Origin of the sequence: Nonomuraea jiangxiensis, from assembly GCF_900099965.1 — a bacterium.
In the GTDB taxonomy this organism is placed as follows: Bacteria; Actinomycetota; Actinomycetes; order Streptosporangiales; family Streptosporangiaceae; genus Nonomuraea; species Nonomuraea jiangxiensis.
In genome coordinates this window covers 37,509-56,032 of sequence record NZ_FNDJ01000002.1, presented here as the reverse complement: position 1 = coordinate 56,032, position 18,524 = coordinate 37,509, and the positions used below count along the sequence as shown (strand labels likewise).

Here is an 18,524-nt window from a genome sequence, read left to right as displayed (position 1 = left end):
CTTACCTCGGGACCGGGATCACGGGCATCCCGGCATAGGGTTGTCACGTGGGAACCTACGACGCCTTGCTGGTCCTTTCGTTCGGCGGTCCTGAAGGACCTGACGACGTGCTCCCCTTCCTGGAAAACGTCGTACGCGGCCGTGGCGTGCCGCGCGAGCGGCTGCTGGAGGTGGCCGAGCACTACCAGTCCTTCGGCGGGGTCAGCCCGATCAACGGGCAGAACCGCGCGCTGGTCGAGGCCCTGCGCCCGATCGCGGGCGTGCCGGTCTACTGGGGCAACCGCAACTGGCACCCGTTCGGCGAGGACACCGTGCGGCAGATGAAGGCCGACGGGATCAGGAAGGCGGCGGTCTTCGCGACGTCGGCGTTCGCCGGCTACTCCAGCTGCCGCCAGTACTACGAGGACATCGACCGGATCTCCGTCGAGGGCGGCCCCGAGCTGGTCAAGATGCGGCACTTCGGCGACCATCCGGGGTTCGTGGCGGCCATGGCCGACCACACGCGGGCCGCGCTGGAGCGGCTCGGCCGCGACGACGCCAGGCTGGTGTTCACCGCCCACAGCATCCCGGTCTCGATGGCCGAGACCGCCGGACCGGCGGGCGGCCTCTACGAGGCTCAGCTCCGCCGCAGCGCCGAGCTGGTCAACCGGGAGCTGGGCCGGACGGGACCGTGGGACCTGGTGTGGCAGTCGCGCAGCGGCCCGCCGCAGGTGCCGTGGCTGGAGCCGGACGTCTGCGACCACCTGCGCAAGACGGATGCCCGTGCGGTCGTGCTGGTGCCGATCGGGTTCGTCTCCGACCACATGGAGGTGGTCTACGACCTCGACACCGAGGCCCGGCAGGTCGCCGCCGAGCTGGGGCTGCCGCTGGAGCGGGCGGCGACGGCGGGCACGCACCCGCGTTTCGTCCGGATGGTGCGCGAGCTGATGGACGAGCCCGAGCCCGTCCCCTGCGCGCTCACCTGCTGCCCGCCGCCCCGCCGCCGTCCTCAGGAGGCGTAGGTGCTGGCGTAGGCCGCGGCGATGCCCATGACCTTGTTCACGTAGTCCCACGAGTGGTTGTAGAACCAGATCGCCTTGCGCAGCTTCTCGCCGCCCTGGCCCGCGCCGTTGGCGCACAGGTAGTTGGCCGCGCCGGGCACCGCGTCGTACGGGCTCCAGATGTCGGACTTGCCGTCGCCGTCGCCGTCCACGCCGTAGTGCTTCCAGGTGGCGGGCATGAACTGCATCGGCCCCAGCGCGCCCGCGCTGGAGGGGCCGTTGTTGCGCCCGTGCCCGCTCTCCACCTGCCCGATCGCGGCCAGTACGGTCCACGACAGCCCGGGGCAGCGGGTGGCGGAGGCCTTGTAGAGCTCCAGGTAGCTGCCCGGCCTGCCCACGGACACCTGCTGTGGTTGTTGCTGCTGCGGCGGCTGCTGCCGCCGTTTGGCGGCGCGGTGCTCGGCGTCCAGCATGAGGATCTGGGCGTTCTTGCCGAGCGCCTTGCGTACCCGTGCCTCGCTGATCGCGCCGGGCTTGCCGTGCAGCAGCACCGCCACCCCCGGGGCGAACCCCAGCGACCTGCCGACGTCCGCGCTCACCAGCCCGTCCACGCCCGTGAGCCCGAGGGTGGCCGAGACCGCGGCGCGCAGCCGGGGGCCGCCGTCCACCTGGTAGAGGGCGCCCAGGATCATCCCGAACTTGCGTATCGCGCCCGCGTCGGCCACCAGCTCGCCCCTGGCCAGCGCGCTCCAGACGCCCGGCTCGTCGGCCACCGGCTGCGGCGTCCAGGAGCGGAAGCCGGCCGGGTCGACGGCCAGCAGGTTCAGGGTCGTACCCGACACCTTGACCGCGCCCGCGTCCACCACGGTCACCTTCTGCACGTTCGGGAGCTTGCCCAGCGCGAGCCTGGCCTGCTTCGGCACGGTCGCCGGGGCGATCGCCAGCACCCGCGCCGGGGTCGACGTGATCCCCGGGCCGCCCGCGCCGAAGTCCTTCACCGGCTCCTGAACCGGCTCCTTGACCGGCTCCTTGACCGGCGCGGTCGTGGGCACGAGCTGGTCGAGCCCGGCGTCGGGCCGCTGTCCCTGCTGCGGGCCGAGCTGCCTGCCTGCCGGCTCCTGCGCGGTTCTGACCAGGTCATCGCCCAGGTAGACGGAGATCCCACCGGCCGCCGCGGCGACCAGGAGCACCGCGAGCACCATGAGCATGACCATGCGGAACGAGGGAAGACCGGACACTCGGGACACGTTAACTCACCCGGCGCATAAAACACTTGCTCTCGCGATTGTCGGTGCGTAATGGTTAGCTCGCGTGAGTAAGGAGGAAATGGCGTGGTCGGGCCTTACCGGGGGTTGTTCAACGGGCCCGGCGTCAAGGGTTTCGTGCTGGCGGGATTCGTCGCGCGGATGCCGATGTCGATGCTCGGCATCGGGATCGTGCTGATGATCACCGCCGTCACCGAGAACTACGCCACCGCCGGCGCGGTCTCCGCCACCACCAACGTGGCCTTCGCCGTCGCGGCGCCCCTGTCGGGGCGGCTCGTGGACCGGTTCGGGCAGGGCCGCGTCATCGTGCCCTTCACCGTCGTCAACGCGCTCGCGCTGCTGACCCTCATGGTCTGCGTCGAGCTGCGGCTGCCCGACTGGACCCTGTACGCCTCTGGCCTGGTCATCGGGGCCGCCACCCTGTCCATCGGCTCCATGGTGCGGGCCCGCTGGTCGGTCATCCACGGCGGCTCGAACAAGCTCCACACCGCCTTCGCCTTCGAGTCGGTGGCGGACGAGGTCATCTTCGTCACCGGACCGGCGCTGGTGACGGTGCTGGCCACCGGCGTCAACCCGTACGCGGGGCTGGTGGTGGCGCTGGTCTGCATGTTCCTGGGATCCATGGTGCTGGCGGCGCAGCGGCGTACGCAGCCGCCCGTCCAGACCGTCAGGTCCGCCTCCGGCTCGCCGATCCTCATCCCCGGCATCGCCCTGCTGTCGTGCGTCTACCTGGCCCTGGGCTCGGTGTTCGGGTCGGTCGACCTGATCACGGTGGCGTACGCGGAGGAGCACGGGGCCAAGGGGGTCGCCGGGTTCCTGCTGGCCGCGTTCGCGGGCGGGTCGATGGTGTCGGGCCTGTGGTTCGGGTCCAGGCGCTGGCGGATCTCGCTGCGCGGCCGGTTCGTCCGGGCGCTGTGCGTGTTCGTGGTGGGCCTGCTGCCGATCATGTTCATCGGCGATCTGCGGGTGATGGCCGCGGCGCTGTTCCTGGCCGGGCTGGCCATATCGCCGACGCTCATCACGGGCTTCTCGCTGACCGAGCGGCTGGTGCCCCCGTCCCTGCTCACGGAGGGGCTGGCGTGGATCTCGACCGCGATCGGCTTCGGGGTGGCGATGGGCGCGTGGGCGGGCGGCCGGCTCACCGAGGCGTACGGCGCCTCCGGTGCGTACGTCTTCCCGCTGGGGGCGGCGGCGCTGGCCGTGGTGGTCGGGATCGGAGGTTCGGGTTTGCTGAGACTTCCCGAAGCGCCTTCACCGTCGCGGAGCTGATCCGCTACCGTCGGGAGTATCCCTCGCAACATCCATCACAATGGAAGCTTTTCTTATGTCCCGACAAGTCAGTTCACTTCTAGCCATCGCAGTTGTTTGCGTCACGCTGGCCCCGGCCCCCGCCTTAGCGGCGGCGCCCAAGAAGGCGCCCGTCGACTGCTCGAAGGTCAAGTGCATCGCGCTGACCTTCGACGACGGCCCCGGCCAGTACGCGGGAACGCTGCTCGACACGCTCAAGAAGTACAACGCCAAGGCGACGTTCTTCCTCGAGGGCCAGTACGTCAAGAGCCGCCCCGCCTTCGTCAAGCGCATGGTCGCGGAGGGCCACGAGCTCGGTAACCACAGCTACACCCACCCGGACTTCACCAAGAAGGAGATCTGGGACATCCGGGCCGAGGTCAAGAAGACCCAGGACGAGGTGAAGAAGGCCGCGGGCGTCGAGCCCAAGCTCATGCGGCCGCCGTACGGGCTGACCAACCTGCCGATCTCCGACGTGGCCACCGAGTTCGGCATGCCGATCATCCTGTGGACCGCCGGTTCCGAGGACTGGGCCTCCAAGGACGTCGAGAAGATCAAGAAGCAGACGATGGCGGTGGCCAAGCAGGACAGCATCATCCTCATGCACGACTGGGTGAAGCAGACCGTCGAGGCCATGCCCGCCATCGTCCAGTCGCTGCAGAAGAAGGGCTACCACCTGGTCACGGTGTCCGACGTGATCAAGGGCGAGGAACTGAAGCCCGGCGACGCGTTCCCCGTTCCGCAGGGCTGGAGCAATCAGTGAGTATTGTTCGGGTCTGACCGAACGATATTCCGGAGGGTGCTCATGGCGTTCGTGAACTGGGCGCGGAACCAGCTGGGCACCCCCGCCGAAGTCCGCGTACCCGCCTGCGTGGCGGACGTCGTACACGCCGTACGGGACGCCGCCGCCGCGGGCAGGCGGGTCCGGATGGTCGGCACGGGCCACTCCTTCACCGGAGTGGCCCTCACCGACGGCATCATGCTGAGCCCGTCCGCGCTCACCGGGATCAGGTCCTGGGCAGGCGACCGCGTCACCGTGCTGGCGGGCACGCGCCTGCGGGTGCTGAACGAGCTGCTCGCCGAGCGCGGCCTGGCCCTGGCGAACATGGGCGACATCACCGAACAGACCGTCGCGGGCGCGATCCAGACCGGCACGCACGGCACCGGACGCGACAGCGGCGGGCTCGCCGACGAGGTCACCGAGCTGGAGCTGGTGCTCGCCGACGGCTCGGTGACGACCACCGGGCCGGGCGAGGAGCTCTTCGACGCCGCCCGGGTGGGGCTGGGGGCGCTCGGGGTGGTGACCGCCGTGACGTTCCGGGTGGAGCCCGCGTTCCTGCTGCGCGGCCGGCGGCGCCGGCTGCCGCTCGGCGAGCTGCTCGACTCGCTCGACGCGCTGACCTCGGACAACGAGCACCTGGACTTCTTCTGGCTGCCGCACACCGACGCCTGCCTGGTCAAGAGCGGCAACAGGGACGCGGGACCGGCCCGGCCGGCCGGTGTCGTCAAGCACTGGCTGGAGACCGTCTTCCTGGAGAACGCGGTCTTCGGCGCGGCCTGCGCCCTGGGCGCGCGATTACCCGAGCTCATCCCGCGGATCAACGCCGCCTGCGCGGCGGCGCTCATGGACTCGGAGTCGGTGGACGCCTCGTACAAGATCTTCACGGCGCGGCGCGACGTGCGCTTCCTGGAGATGGAGTACGCCGTCCCGCGCGAACGCCTCGCCCAGGCCCTACGCGAGGTCAGGGACCTGATCGAGCTCATGGACTGGAAGATCGGCTTCCCGGTGGAGGTGCGGGTCGCGCCGCCGGGAGACGCCTGGCTGTCCCCCGCCTACGGCCGGCACACGGCCTACATCGCCTGCCACATTTACCGCCCCACGCCGAACCCCGCCTACTTCGAGGGCGTGGAGGACATCATGACCCGGCTGGCGGGCCGGCCGCACTGGGGCAAACTGCACACCAGGGACGCCGCGTACCTGGGTCGGGTCTACCCCCGCTTCGCCGACTTCACCGCCCTGCGGGACCGGCTCGACCCCCGCCGTCTGTTCACCAACGACTACCTGGACGCCGTCCTCGGCTAGCGTTCGGTAAAGACCTGCCGCCCGCGCGTGTCTCTCAGCGCTGGTGACCCGTGACACGGGCACCCTCGTAACTCGTGCCCCGACGACTCGGCCTGCCCTCCGTGTATCTCGCCGCGGCCCTGGCTACCTCCGCCACGGCCGCCGCCACCACCGTTCCGCTCGCCATGACGCCCGCCTCAGGACTCGCCTCGCGCCTCGCCCCGTCAGAGCCCACCCGCCCGTACGTCGTCACGGCGCGCAACCGGGTGGCGGCCCGCGATCTGGTCGGCGAGGTGCGCTGGCGGGTCCGTCGTTATTACACCGCCGCCCTGCCCGGGTTCGCCACCTTCCTCACCGCCGACGAGCTCGCCGAGTTGCGCGCCGACCCACGGGTGAGCGCCATCGAGCCCGACCACCAGATCCTCCCCATGCCCATCGCCGCGCCGGCCCGACCGCTCCCCGGCAGGGGCGGCGGCCGGGGCACCACCGTGTACGTCGTGGACAGCGGCACCGACCCCGGCCGGGCCCCGTTCGCCGACCGGGTCTGGCGCGCGTTCGACGCCACCGGCGGCACCGGGCGCGACTGCGCAGGCCACGGCACCCGGGCCGCCCGGCTGGCCCACGCGGCGGCGCCCAGGGCCGGGATCGCCTCCGTACGGGTGCTCGGTTGCGGCGGCTCGGGCACGCTGGCCGACGTACTGGCGGGGCTCGACTGGATCCACCGGCACGCGCGCGGGCCGGCCGTCGCCAGCCTGGGAATCGACGGTGCCGGATCCCCCGCGCTCGACGCGGCCGTACGGGCTCTGGTGCGCTCGGGCGTGTTCGTGGTCGCGGCGGCCGACGCGAGCGGCTGCCGGGTCGTGCCGGGCGGCGCGGCGTACTCGGCTCATGCCCCTCACCTGGCCGGAGTCGCCGCCCGGCACCTGGAGCGCCATCCTTCTGCCCAACCCCTGGTCGTGGCATCGTGGCTCAAATGCGCTGCGGCACGCGGCCTGATCGACGAGAATCCATCTGGAGCCTCCGACCTCCTCATGCGCAACGGTGGGCAATAGAGGGATGGATCCGACAAATGTGACCGGCGTCACATCGCCCCGGGGCTATCCCAGGAAGGCGATGTTCGGACATGCCGGGTACGGTGCTGGCAGGCAACCGGCACACGCGAGAGACTCAAGGGTCCGGGGGAAGAATGGCGACGCTGACGAAGGGACTCGCATGCAGGAGCTCCGACTCGTCGCGGTGAGTGAGGACGGCACCTATCTCGTGCTGGCTACTGCCGGGCGAGGTACGCGCTTCACGCTTCCCGTGGACGACCGGCTCCGTGCTGCCGTCCGCGGCAATTTCTCCCGTCTCGGCCAGTACGAGATCGAAGTGGAGAGTCCGTTGCGTCCCAAGGAGATCCAGGCCCGCATCCGCGCCGGAGAGACGGCTGAGGAGATAGCCGCGACCGCCGGGATCCCGGTCGAGCGTGTCCGCTGGTTCGAGGGGCCGGTGCTGCAGGAGCGCGAATACGTCGCCCAGCAGGCGCAGCGGGTCGCCGTACGCATGCCCGGGGAGTCCGCGCCGGGGCCCACCCTGGGTGACCTCGTGGCCGAGCGGCTGACCCGCCGGGGCGTGCCCACCGACGAGATCGACTGGGACTCCGCCAAGCGGGACGACGGGCTGTGGCGGGTCAAGCTCGGCTACGTCTGGAACGGTCACACGCGCCACGCCGAGTGGCTCTTCGACCCGCGCAAGCGCCACGTGACGCCCCACGACGACGAGGCCCTGCGCCTGTCGTCCGCCGACTTCGACCCGGAGCCGGCGGCCGTGGAGGACACGACGGTGACGCCGTTCGCGCCGCGGGTGGCCAAGCTGCAGCCGGTGCCGCCGCTGCCGTCGGACGCCGTGCCGTTCCCGTCGGTGGTCCGGCGCGAGCCGGAGGAGCCCGCGGTGGGGTACCACTCGCCGTCGCGAGCCGCGGAGACGTCGTACACGCGCGCTCCTGAACCGCCTTCCTGGGAGACGCCCTTCGACCGCGCGGCCGGCCCGCGCGACCCCGCGTCAGAGCCGCCACTCCGCCACGAACCACCCGCCCGCGAGCCCTTCCGCCAGGAACCGGCCGCCCGCGAATCGTTCCGTCACGAGCCGCCGGCCCGCGAGCCGTTCCGGCCGGAGCCTCCTGTCCGCGACAGCGGCTATGCCCGCCCGGGCGACACCTCGTCGCGCCGCGGCGGGTCTTCGACGTGGCTGCCGGACTTCAGCTCGGGACGTACGGGTGAGCGCGACGGCGACTCGATCTACGCCCCCGCCGCCCACCCACCCGCACAACCCCCCACCCCGACCCCGCGCCCGCCCGCCATGAGCCCGCAGCCACCTGCCACGAGCGCGCCATCGCCGACCGCAGGACCGCACTCGCCCAGCGCGGGTCCGCAGCCGCCCACTACGGCTGCCCACTCGCCCACCGTGGCTCCGCAGTCGTCCACCGCCGGTGCCCGGTCGCAGGGTGTGGCTCAGCAGTCGTCCACTGCCGGTGCCCAGTCGCCGACCGTGGCTCCGCAGTCGCCTGCCGCAGGGCCGCAGCAGAACACCGCTGCCCCGCAACCACCCACCGAGGCGCCTCGGGCCGTCGCCGGGGACTCCCAGGCGACCTTCGAGGAGGCGCCCGCCCAGCCGAGCCTGTCCACGGAGCCGGTCACGCGGCCGAGTGGTGCCCCGGAGGCGGTTGCCCAGCCGGGCGACGTCGCCCACCCGGGTGCGGCGGCGTCACCGTCCTCCGGCGCGGAGGCCAGTGCCGTCACCTCTCCTGCCACCGCCGAAGCGGCAGAGACGTCGGCCACCCCCAGCCGATCCGCAGTAGTGGAAACCGCACAGGCCGGTTCGGAGACGGCGGATGTGCCCACCGCCCCTGCCGCACGGGCCGAAACACCTGCTACTCAGGCCGAGACACCGGCCGCAGACGTCCAGACGCAGGCCGATAAAGTCGAAACGCCGGCCGCGCAGGCCCAGACACAGCATGAGGCACCGGCCGCACAGGCCGAGACGCAGGCCCGGACGCAGGCCGAGACACCGGCCGCACAACCGCAGACGCACGCCGAGACATCCGCCGCACAGCCGCAGACGCACGCCGCGCAAGCGGAAACACATGCCGCGCAAGCGCTGATGCATGCCGCGCAAGCGGAAACGCACGCCGCGCAAGCACAGCTGCACGCCGCGCAAGCCGAGGTGGAAGCGGCGCAGAGCCAGACGCCGGCAGCCGAGACACCTGACACGCACGCCCAGACGCCGGCCGCGCAGACCGAGACACCCGGCGCGGCGAAGAGCGTTGCCTCCAGCGACGCGCCCGCCGAGACGGTGGCTGCGGTGGAGACCACTCACGTCGCCACCGCTGCGGCCCCCGATACCGCCGCCACGGCACCGACCACGGCGCCCGACACGGCCGCCGAAGCGAACGCCGATGAGGCCGTCACTACGGCTGCTGACGTAGCTGCCGCTACGACCGCTGACGTGGCCACCGCTACGGCCCCCGACGTGGCCACCGAAGCGACCGACGACGTGGCCGCTGGAGGGACCGACGGTGCCTCCAGCGCCCCGGTCGCCGATGTCACCACCTCTTCGCCGCCCTCGGCCGTCGTGGCTGAGACTCCCGTCACCACGACCGAGTCGCCCGACACCACCGAGACGCCCGACGTCATCAAGACGCCCGACGTCATCAAGCCAGGCGACGTCACCACCACCGCCGAGACGGCCGACACCACGGAAGCAGCCGACGCCACCACCGCGACGGCCGACGTAACCGCCGCCGCCACGACGGCTGACGCGAACACCGCCGCCGAGACGGCCGACGCGAACACCGGCACCGAGATGTCCGTCCCGAGCCGGGACAGCACCGCCGAGGTTCCCGAGGTTGTCGCCGAGGCTCCTCGCGATGACGCCGCCAAGGCGACGCCGCAGGTTGCGGAGGCCGCAGGTGACGGGGAGGCCGCGCCGATCAACGACCGCAAGAAGGCCGACGAGGCGCAGGCCGCATCGGACGACAAGCCGAAGCAGGCAAGCGAGGCTCGCCGACCCGAGCCGGAGCCCGAACCGGAGCCCCAGCCCGAGCCCCAGACTGAGCCCGCGCCGGAGAAGCCCGCTCAGCAGGCCAAGCCACCGGCGCCCAAGCCCAAGCCCGGACCGGCGGTGCCGGCGGCGCGGGCAGGGAAGGACGACGCCAAGGAGGAACAGGCCGTGCCTGTCCCGTCCCCGCCGCCCGCCCCTGCCGCCCGTCCGGCGCGCAAGTCACGAGGCCGCCGGGCTTCGGTCCCGACGTGGGACGAGATCATGTTCGGGGCCCGCCGCCAGGACTGACCATTCCGACCCGGGCCGGTGCGTGCCCGCGTCCGGGTTCGGCGTCACATAGGCCTCGGCGCACATCTTCCATGCGCCGGCGTGCCCTCTTGGCGACGGCATTCGGAACCCTCGGGGTGTGCACCGCCCGGCGGCATTGAGCGCACTGGAGCGCCCGCTACTCAACCGGCGGCCACGTCCGCAAAGGGTCAACACGGTTGGCACTCGACAGGCGGCGACGTCCGCAAGCGTTGCGGCGCCTTACAGTTGCACTGCCTTACACCGGAAGGCGGCGAGGTCCGCAAGCATTGCCGCGCCTTACGCCCGACAGGCTGCGAGGCCCGTAAGCATTGCCACGCCTTACACGCGACGGACGGTGAGACCCCCGAGCGTCGCAGTGCCTTACATCCGACAGGCGGTGCGGCTCGCAAGCGTTGTGACGCCTTACACCTGGCAGGCGTCGGGGTGTCCAGTGGGCGGTGACGTTCGGAGTCGGCAGCGGGGCGGCCGTCAGCCGGTGGGTGGCGGGGTTTCCGGCTGGATGAAGGGGCGGAGCCAGTCCGGTGTCACCTCGGCGGGGAAGGTCGCCCCCTGGGTCTCCGAGACGTCGATCGCCGAGTAGCCGCCCTTGCCCGCGCCCACCCCGGCGATCAGGGTGACCACCCCGGCCCGCCGCTGGAACCACGTCTGCCGCAGCCGCCATCCCACCACGGCCCGGCGTTCCACCACGGCCTGGGAGCGCCGCAGCGACCCCGACCGCACCGCGAGCCGTACCCCGTCGTAGCCGTGCCCCAGCGACGCGTACCTGTCGAGTCCCAGCGGAACCCCCAGGACCGCCAGGAGCAGCGCCGGCACCAGGAGGAACCACCACACCACGTGACCGGTCACCCAGGCCAGGACGGCGGCCGCCACCGCCAGGACCAGCCACGGGAACACGGCGCGGAACAGGCGGCGGTTGCGGGCCACGGGCGGGTGCGCGCGCAGTGCGGACCGGTAGGGGCCGATGGCGTCGGCGGTCACCTCGACGGCCACCGCGCGCGGCACGTCGGGCAGGAGTTGGCCGCGCGTCTGCGAGTCGCCCAACCCCGTCACGATGGCCCAGGCGCGCACGACCCCGGCCCACCGCTCGGCCAGGCCGTCCACGATCTCGTAGCCGCGTACGCGTCCCGACTCCAGGGACACGCTGCGCCGGTTGATCAGCCCGCGTTCCGCCACCAGGTAGCCGTCGCGGTGCTTGAGCCGGAAGTCCCAGTTGAAGACCGCGTACATCAGCCCGCCCACGAACGGCATCGCCACCACCAGCAGCAGCGCCGCGGCCAGCAGCAGGTAGGGGTGGGTCCAGAGCCACTCCCCCACGCTCAGGGCGGTGTCCTGGCCGAACCCCAGATCGTCCCCCCACTGGAACACCAGCCCCACCGCACCACCCGCGAGCGCGAACGGGGTGAGCAGGTAGGCGCCCGACAGCGGCCCGTACAGCAGCCACTTGCGCGGCACGCTGACGATCGTCCGCTCCTCCGGCCCGGCCGCCGCCGCGAGGTCGGGCACGTGCGCCTCGGCCCTGGCCGTGCGGTGCAGGAGCACCGCCTTGAGGCGTTCGGCCTCCTCCAGCGTGACCCCGTCGAGCTCGGCCTCCTCGTCGCCGCCGCTCGCGCCCGTGTCGATCTTGAGTACGGCCAGGCGCAACAGGCGGTGCATGGGCGGCATGGACACGTCCACGCCGCGGATCCGCTCCAGCGGGATGGTACGGACCGAGCGGCTGATCAACGACCGCTTGGTCTCCAGGCGGTCGCCGATGATCTCGTAGGTGAAGGTGGCCCACCTGATGGCCGCGTAAGCGACGGTGGCCACCACGCCGAGCGCCGCCCAGCCGTACGACCTGCCCGAGAACCCGCCCACGAACAGCACGCCGACGAGGGGCAGCAGGAGCGAGGGCAGCATGCGTACCGGATGGATGAGCAGCACCTTCGGGCTCAACCGCAGCGGCGCCCGGCCAGGGAGGGGAGCGCCGGGCAGGGGTTGCCCGAACGCGTTCGCCGGCCGCCCGTCGTCGGGCGGCGGCACGGGGACGCCCCCGTCCTCCTGGGACGGCGGGTGGGGTCCGGTCATGTGGCGTCGTCCCTGAGCTCCTCGGCCCGGTGCGCGAGCTGCTCGGCGAGGCGCGCGGCGACCTGCTGGTCCAGACCCTTGATCGTCGAGGAGCCCGCATGGGACGCGGTACGGATCTCGAGCGTCGCCAGCCCGAGCAGCCGTTCCGTCCACCCTTGCCCCTTGTCGACCGTCTGGATGCGGCTCACAGGCACGAAAACCCACTCCCTGGTCAGGTAGCCCGACCGGGCGTAGACGACGTCTCCTGAGAGCTCCCAGCGATGCACGGCATACCGTACGAAGGGCTCGGCCACCAGGAACGGCAGGGTCACCACCGCCACGGCGACGGGCAGCAGCCACGAGTTGTCGGCGAACCACCCGGGCACCCACGACCAGCCGCTCCCGCCGAGCCAGCCGGCCACCAGCAGCGAACCGCCGAGGAACAGCACGAACGCGATCAGCGCCTCCAGCAACCACAGGCGGACGGCCTTGGGCGAGACGCGATTCGCCGGATCGCGCAGCGGGCCTTTTGACGTCACAAAGCCAGCTTAGGGTGCGAATCCCCGATCATGATCCGCTGTCGGAGGCGGTAAAGACACGCCGGGTCTCCCGGCGTGTCTGCCGACGCGCCGATCGGCGCCGGTGCATGCTCGATGGCGGCCGGCCGCAGGCTGTCGAGCTTGGCCACATCGGCGGCGCCACGTTCGTGCCAGCCAGGCCCGGCCAGCGCGGGACCGCACCACAGCGCGAGCCACTCACGCGACGTGGCAGCCGCCGTTCGCGTCCACCGGCAAGATCCGACGCGCCTGGTTTTTGCCCTGGAGCGGCGACCGAAAACGATGTCCGTTTTGTCGGCCCACGGCACCACATCGCGTGCCCCGTCCCGCCACGGTGAACCAGCAGGCCAGAAAGGGTCCCTCGGTAGGGCACGTTTCGACTCGGCACGGGATGACAGAGGTCATGGTTGTGTCCAACCTCACTACCCGGAAGCCGCGATTCTGGGCCGTTTCGGATCCTTTGCCGAGCACCGACCATCGAGAAACGGTCTGCGCACCGCCGAAGGCCGCGTAGCATCAACCGGCATGGGGCTGTGTAACGCGGCATCGCGCATGCGGCGCATCGCTGTCAGTGTGACGGCGGTGGCTGCCGTGTTCGCTGTGGCGGGTTGTGCCGGCCTCATCGGCAAGTCACAGGCCAAGGACATCGCGGAGATCAACGTCTCGAGCCCGGAACTGCGCGAGGGCAAACCGCTGCCGCGCGAATACTCCTGCCGGGGCAGCCAGGGCAGTCCCCCTCTGCGCTGGTCGAGCCAACCGCTGTCCGAGGCGAAGTCGATCGCCATCGTGGTCGATTCCCATACCACCTCCGATTCGGCCGTGCACTGGGTGATCTACAACATCCCGGCGACCACGACCGAGCTGGGCCCCGACGCCTCCGCCGACCCGCCCGCAGGGTCCGGCCAGGCGAAGGTGACCAGTGGCAAGGCGGGCTACGAGCCCCCCTGCAACTCCGAAGGCAGCTACCGCTTCACCGTCTACACGTTGGACGGCAAGGTCAACCCGGAGAGCGCCTCCCTCTCCGAGACCTTGAAGCAGATCGCGGACCAGACCATTGCCCGTGGCCGCCTCACAGCCGTGGACATTCAGTGAGGGAACGAACACGACATGCAGTACCCGTGTACCAATTCTTCACGTAGGGTGTGACAACTCTCATAGTGGTCCGACACAATCAGATCCAATTGTTAGGCACTGGTGATCAAAGGGGGCAGGTCGCGTCGATGGCCGCGCGATCTCACCGGCGCCGAAGGGAGGCCATGACTTTGAGGGTGGTGCAATGATCGCGGTCGTAGTGAGCCTGGTCGCTGTTGTGCTCCTCGTGCTCGTCGTCGTGGCACTGGGCATGCGTTCCATGAACCGCCGGGAGAGCTCGCTCCCTCCGGAACGGCTGAAGGAGATGGCCGAGAAGGAAGAGCAGACCATGGCTCGTTCCACGGACGAGTTCGCGGCGCACGAGCCGCGCATGGCCAATTTCAGTCCTGACTTCAGCCCCATCGACGAGCCGAAGCCGAAACCGGTACGCACCGGTCAGCGCGGCAGGCGTGGCGTCGACGAATGGGGCAACCCCACCTCGGACAGCGATGACGAGGAGTTCTGGGCCAGCATCCGCAGCGACGCGGAGGAGGGTGGCTTCGGCGCCGGCGGCACCGTGGCGGCCAGGAAGGGCGCCTCCCGCCCGGTCGAGCGCGAGCGCCCGGCCGAGCAGCAGCGCCCCGAACAACGGCGCACCGAGCAACAGCGCACGGAGCAGCGCCCCGCGGCGCAGCGTCCGGAGCAGCAGCGTCCCGAACAGCGTCCGGCCGAACAGCGTCCGGCCGATCAACGCCCCGCCGAACAGCGGCCCGAGCAGCAGCGTCCGGAGCAGCAGCGCCCCGCGGCGCAGCGGCCCGCCGGAGGGCGGCCCGAACGGCCCAAGCGCCGGAGCGAACGCTCCAAGCCGAAGCCCGCGACCGCGTCGGTCGACCCCGACGCCACCACCGTCCAGGGACCCCTGCCGCCGCGCCCCGCGGCCGCCAACCTCGCCGACCTGGTCGAGCCGGTCAAGCGGGCCACCCCTGGCCAGAGCGAGCTGGCGGACCAGCGCACCGTGACGTTCGCGGCGCCGACCGGCGACGTGATGAGCATCCTCGGCGCGGGCGCCCAGCCGGTGCCCGCCCCCACCCGCCCGGCCGACCAGGCTCCCGCCAAGCGCCCCGACCCGGTCTCGACCAACTCCCCCTACCCGGCGGCCGCCGTCGGCGGGTCTTACCCCGCCAGTGGCTCGTTCCCGGCCACGCCCGCGGCGACCGGCAGCGGCTCGTTCCCGGCCGTGAGCCCCACGTCCAGCGGCTCGTTCCCGGCCGCGCCCGCGCCCATCCACGGGGCGCCGACGAGCGACCCGTTCCCCGCCTACAGCGGGGTGGCGGACCCGCTCGACACCACGTGGGCCGGCCAGCCCGCGGCCACCTCGTCCGGCTCCTGGCCGGCCACGCCCGACATCCTCGACGACCCCACCCCCGCCGCCCCCTCCTATGGCTCCGCGAACTCCTGGCCGGCCTTCGACCAGTCGCCCTCCGGCTCCTTCCCGGCCTCGTACGAGGTGCGCTCCGGCTGGGCCGTGGCCGACGACTCCGACCCGCTGACCGGCCCTTCGCCCGCCACGGGCACCCCCACCACGCCGAGCAGGGCGGTCTCGTCCTACGACGACGTGCTGTCGGCCCCCGTGCCGCCGTCGTCGTTCGCCTACGAGACCGGCGACTACACCAACCCCGCCACCGGCAACGGGTCCGCGGCCGCCTGGCCGGAGCCGCCTTCGAGCGCCGCCGGCTGGCCGACGTACGGAAACCAGCCGCAGCAGAACGGCAACGGCGGTCACCGGCCGGCGCCCGAGCAGGACTATCCGCACGACTACTACCGCTGATCCCAGGCACCCATTAATCCGTAAAACCAGCGTGACGCGCATTCAAAGCAGGGTCGACGGAGCAATAGGGTTTGCTCCATGTTCCGCGACACGCAGAGTAGCTGGCTGAGCACCCTCCGGCACGACGTGCCAGCCTCGCTCGTGGTTTTCCTCGTCGCGGTGCCCCTCTCCCTGGGCATCGCGATGGCCTCCGGGGCACCCCTGGCAGCCGGGCTGATCGCCGCCGTCGTGGGCGGGATCGTGGCGGGCGCGCTGGGCGGCTCGGCCGTCCAGGTCAGCGGTCCCGCCGCGGGCCTGTCCCTCGTGGTCGTGGATCTCGTGCACACCTACGGGTGGCGGGCCACCTGCATGATCACCCTGATGGCCGGGGCCGTCCAGCTCCTGCTGGGGGTGTTCAAGGCGGCCAGGGCGGCGCTGGCGGTGTCGCCGGCCGTCATCCACGGCATGCTGGCGAGCGTCGGCGTGATCATCGCGCTCTCCCAGCTGCACATCGTGCTGGGCGGCAGCCCGCAGCGCTCGGCCGTGGCGAACATCATCGAGCTCCCCGGCCAGATCGCCGACCTGCACGGGCACAAGGTCGCGATCGGCCTGCTCACGATCACGGTGCTGGCGCTGTGGACGCGGCTGCCCAAGCGGGTCAAGGCGATTCCCGCGCCGCTGGTCGCGCTGCTCGCGGCGGCGGTGACGGCGGGGGTGTTCGACTGGGAGGTCACGCGCGTCGATCTGTCGGACAGCGTCACCGAGTGGGCGTTCCCCGTGCTGCCCAGCGGCGACTGGCACCTGATCGTGGCCGGGGTGATGCTGGTGGCGCTGCTGGCCGGGGCCGAGTCGCTGCTGTGCTCGGTGGCGGTCGACGGGATGCACGGCGGCCGTCGTGCCGACCTCGACCAGGAGCTGACCGGCCAGGGCGTGGCCAACATGGTCACCGGCGCGCTCGGCGGCCTGCCGGTGGCCGGGGTGATCGTGCGGAGCACCGCCAACGTACAGGCGGGCGCCCGCACGCGGTGCTCAACGATCCTGCACGGGGTGTGGGTGCTGGCGTTCGCGCTCGGGTTCGGCTGGCTGATCAAACTGATCCCGCTGGAGGCGCTGGCGGCGCTGCTGGTGTTCATCGGCGTGCAGATGGTGAACCTGGGCCACGTCAGGAAGGTCCACGGCCACGGCGAGGTGCCCGTCTACGTGGTGACGATGGTCGCGGTGATCCTGCTCGGGCTCGCCGAGGGGGTGCTGGCCGGGCTGGCTCTGGCCGCGCTGCTGGCGCTGCGCCGCCTGACCTGGGTCACGGTGCTGAAGCAGGAGGACCGCGAGGGCCGGCTGCACGTGACGATCTCGGGCTCGCTGACGTTCCTGGGGGTGCCCAAGCTGACGCACGAGCTGCGGGCGATCCCCGCGGGCACGCCCGTGGACCTCGACCTGAACATCGACTTCATGGACAACGCCGCCTTCGAGGCCATCCACTCCTGGCGGCTGGACCACGAGCGCATCGGCGGCACGGTCGACATCGACGAGCTGCACGACGAGTGGTACGCGCTGGCGGCCAGCGGGGCTCGCCTGTTCCCCGTCAAGTCGCCGCCGAAGGCGCCGGACCGCTGGTGGCTGCCGTGGGCTCACCGTGGGCGCCGCCCGTCCTCGCCGACCACCACTCAGGACGGCGCGACCGCGCGGGCGGAGTGCCAGCTCACGGTGGGGGCGCGGGAATACCACCGGCGTACGGCGCCGCTGGTGCGGCCCATCTTCACCGAGCTGGCGCGTAAGCAGCAGCCGACGCACCTGTTCATCACGTGCGCGGACTCCAGGATCATGCCCAGCCTGATCACGGCGAGCGGGCCCGGGGACCTGTTCACGGTGCGCAACATCGGCAACCTGGTGCCGCGCCGGGGGGCCGAGCCGAACGACGACTCGGTGGTGGCGGCGATCGAATACGCGACGCAGGTGCTGGGCGTGCACACGATCACGGTGTGCGGTCACTCCGGGTGCGGGGCGATGGCCGGGGTGCTGAGCGGCGGGGTGCAGGCGGGCAGCCTGCCGGGGCTGAGAAGGTGGCTGCGGCACGGAAACCACAGCCTGGCCACGTTCATCGAGACCGAGGGTGATCGGCTGCACACGGGCGCTCTGGACGTGCTGTGCCGGGTCAACGTGCAGCAGCAGCTGGAGAACCTGCGTACATACCGGAAGGTCGACGAGCAGGTCAGGGCGGGCAAGCTGGAGCTGGTGGGGTTGTTCTTCGACATCGGCTCGGCCCGGGTGCACATGGTGCCGCCGCTACGGCCCGCGCCCGCGATTCGCCCGACCGCTCGCCCGCTGGCCGCGGCCGAGGAATGAGTGAATCGGGATCTGAGTAATACTGCGCAGACCGGGGCCGGGGCGCCGGGTTAGTGTCCCTGGTGCCGGCGAGGTTCACCAGGTGCCCATGGCGTTCCTCGCGACGTCGGTCCTGACTCCCAGGGGCCGGAGGGGCGGAGGTGCCCGCTGTCGAGCTGTGCCCGAACGGGGCCGCCGATGACAGCGAGACAGCGGGACGACACCTCCGCCCCTCACCACCGGCGTCCTTCCCTACGTCAGCGGGTGATTACCGAGAGACACGACCGGGCACATGACCATTTACGTTGACTTCGGGGGAGGTCCGATAAATGGCCTACGAAACACGGCATGTGACCGGCTGGGTGGGCTGGGTGTGGTTCGCAGCCATCCTGATGATCATCAGCGGCGTCTTCAACATCGTCAGCGGCCTGTACGCGGTGCTCAACAGCGACCTGTACGTCCGGATGCCGTCCCGGCTGCTGCTCCTCGACGTGTCCGGCTGGGGCTGGACCCACCTGATTTTCGGGATCGTGCTCTTCCTGGCCGGCCTCGCCCTGATGGCCGGCCAGACCTGGGCCAGGATCCTGGCCGCGATACTCGTCACGATCAACGCGATGACGCAGCTCGTTTGGATCACGGTGAACCCGTGGTGGTCGCTGGCGGCCATCGCGGTGGACGTCCTGGTGCTGTACGCGCTGATCGTGCACGGCCGCGAGGCCAGGTCCTACGGCGCCTGACGAACGCCCGCCCGGCCGCCGGGGCTCGTCCCCGCCCGCCCGGCCG

The 18,524-nt window shown here is 71.5% G+C and carries 13 protein-coding genes; 10 read left to right on the top strand and 3 right to left on the bottom strand.

The features are described 5' to 3' along the window. Window positions 1–47: 47 nt before the first annotated feature. A complete protein-coding gene (locus BLS95_RS03460; RefSeq protein WP_090929276.1) occupies window positions 48–1,001 on the top strand; it encodes a ferrochelatase in 954 nt (317 codons plus the stop codon). On the opposite strand, the gene BLS95_RS03455 is transcribed toward BLS95_RS03460, so the two are convergent. After that, entirely contained in the window at window positions 989–2,218 is a 1,230-nt protein-coding gene (locus BLS95_RS03455) for a lytic transglycosylase domain-containing protein (protein ID WP_090929274.1), read from the bottom strand. The genes BLS95_RS03460 and BLS95_RS03455 overlap by 13 nt on opposite strands. Window positions 2,219–2,311: 93 nt before the next feature. On the opposite strand from BLS95_RS03455, the gene BLS95_RS03450 reads away from it, so the two are divergent. From BLS95_RS03450 to sepH, 5 genes are all read left to right on the top strand, one after another. Next, complete coding sequence (locus BLS95_RS03450; RefSeq protein WP_090929272.1) at window positions 2,312–3,514, top strand: MFS transporter; 1,203 nt, start codon at window positions 2,312–2,314, stop codon at window positions 3,512–3,514. 55 nt (window positions 3,515–3,569) lie between these two features. Beyond that, window positions 3,570–4,295: a polysaccharide deacetylase family protein gene (locus BLS95_RS03445; protein ID WP_090929270.1), complete on the top strand. Its 726-nt coding sequence runs from the start codon at window positions 3,570–3,572 to the stop codon at window positions 4,293–4,295. A gap of 42 nt (window positions 4,296–4,337) precedes the next feature. Next, window positions 4,338–5,615 carry a D-arabinono-1,4-lactone oxidase gene (locus BLS95_RS03440; RefSeq protein WP_090929892.1) on the top strand — a complete coding sequence of 426 codons (1,278 nt, stop codon included), beginning with the start codon at window positions 4,338–4,340 and terminating at the stop codon, window positions 5,613–5,615. Window positions 5,616–5,689: 74 nt separating this feature from the next. Then, window positions 5,690–6,646: a S8 family serine peptidase gene (locus tag BLS95_RS03435; protein ID WP_143043567.1), complete on the top strand. Its 957-nt coding sequence runs from the start codon at window positions 5,690–5,692 to the stop codon at window positions 6,644–6,646. Between the two features lie 160 nt (window positions 6,647–6,806). Further along, a complete protein-coding gene (gene sepH, locus BLS95_RS58885; RefSeq protein ID WP_218135579.1) occupies window positions 6,807–9,920 on the top strand; it encodes a septation protein SepH in 3,114 nt (1,037 codons plus the stop codon). A gap of 489 nt (window positions 9,921–10,409) precedes the next feature. Here the strand turns inward: sepH and BLS95_RS03425 are convergent, their stop codons facing one another. Continuing rightward, entirely contained in the window at window positions 10,410–12,005 is a 1,596-nt protein-coding gene (locus tag BLS95_RS03425) for a PH domain-containing protein (protein WP_245764805.1), read from the bottom strand. Further along, window positions 12,002–12,523 carry a PH domain-containing protein gene (locus tag BLS95_RS03420; RefSeq protein WP_245764804.1) on the bottom strand — a complete coding sequence of 174 codons (522 nt, stop codon included), beginning with the start codon at window positions 12,521–12,523 and terminating at the stop codon, window positions 12,002–12,004. Before BLS95_RS03420 ends, BLS95_RS03425 begins: the two co-directional genes overlap by 4 nt. A 543-nt stretch (window positions 12,524–13,066) precedes the next feature. Between BLS95_RS03420 and BLS95_RS03415 the strand changes: the two genes are divergently transcribed. From BLS95_RS03415 to BLS95_RS03400, 4 genes are all read left to right on the top strand, one after another. After that, a complete protein-coding gene (locus BLS95_RS03415; RefSeq protein WP_090929266.1) occupies window positions 13,067–13,633 on the top strand; it encodes a YbhB/YbcL family Raf kinase inhibitor-like protein in 567 nt (188 codons plus the stop codon). Between the two features lie 184 nt (window positions 13,634–13,817). After that, window positions 13,818–15,440 (top strand): hypothetical protein, encoded by a 1,623-nt coding sequence (locus tag BLS95_RS03410; protein WP_090929264.1) that lies wholly within the window; start codon window positions 13,818–13,820, stop codon window positions 15,438–15,440. A gap of 78 nt (window positions 15,441–15,518) precedes the next feature. Then, window positions 15,519–17,762, top strand: coding sequence for a SulP family inorganic anion transporter (locus BLS95_RS03405; RefSeq protein ID WP_090929262.1), 2,244 nt, complete (start codon window positions 15,519–15,521; stop codon window positions 17,760–17,762). A 308-nt stretch (window positions 17,763–18,070) separates the two neighbouring features. Continuing rightward, the gene (locus BLS95_RS03400) at window positions 18,071–18,478 is read left to right on the top strand and encodes a DUF7144 family membrane protein (protein ID WP_090929260.1); all 408 of its coding nucleotides are present in this window, start codon (window positions 18,071–18,073) and stop codon (window positions 18,476–18,478) included. Window positions 18,479–18,524 lie beyond the last annotated feature (46 nt).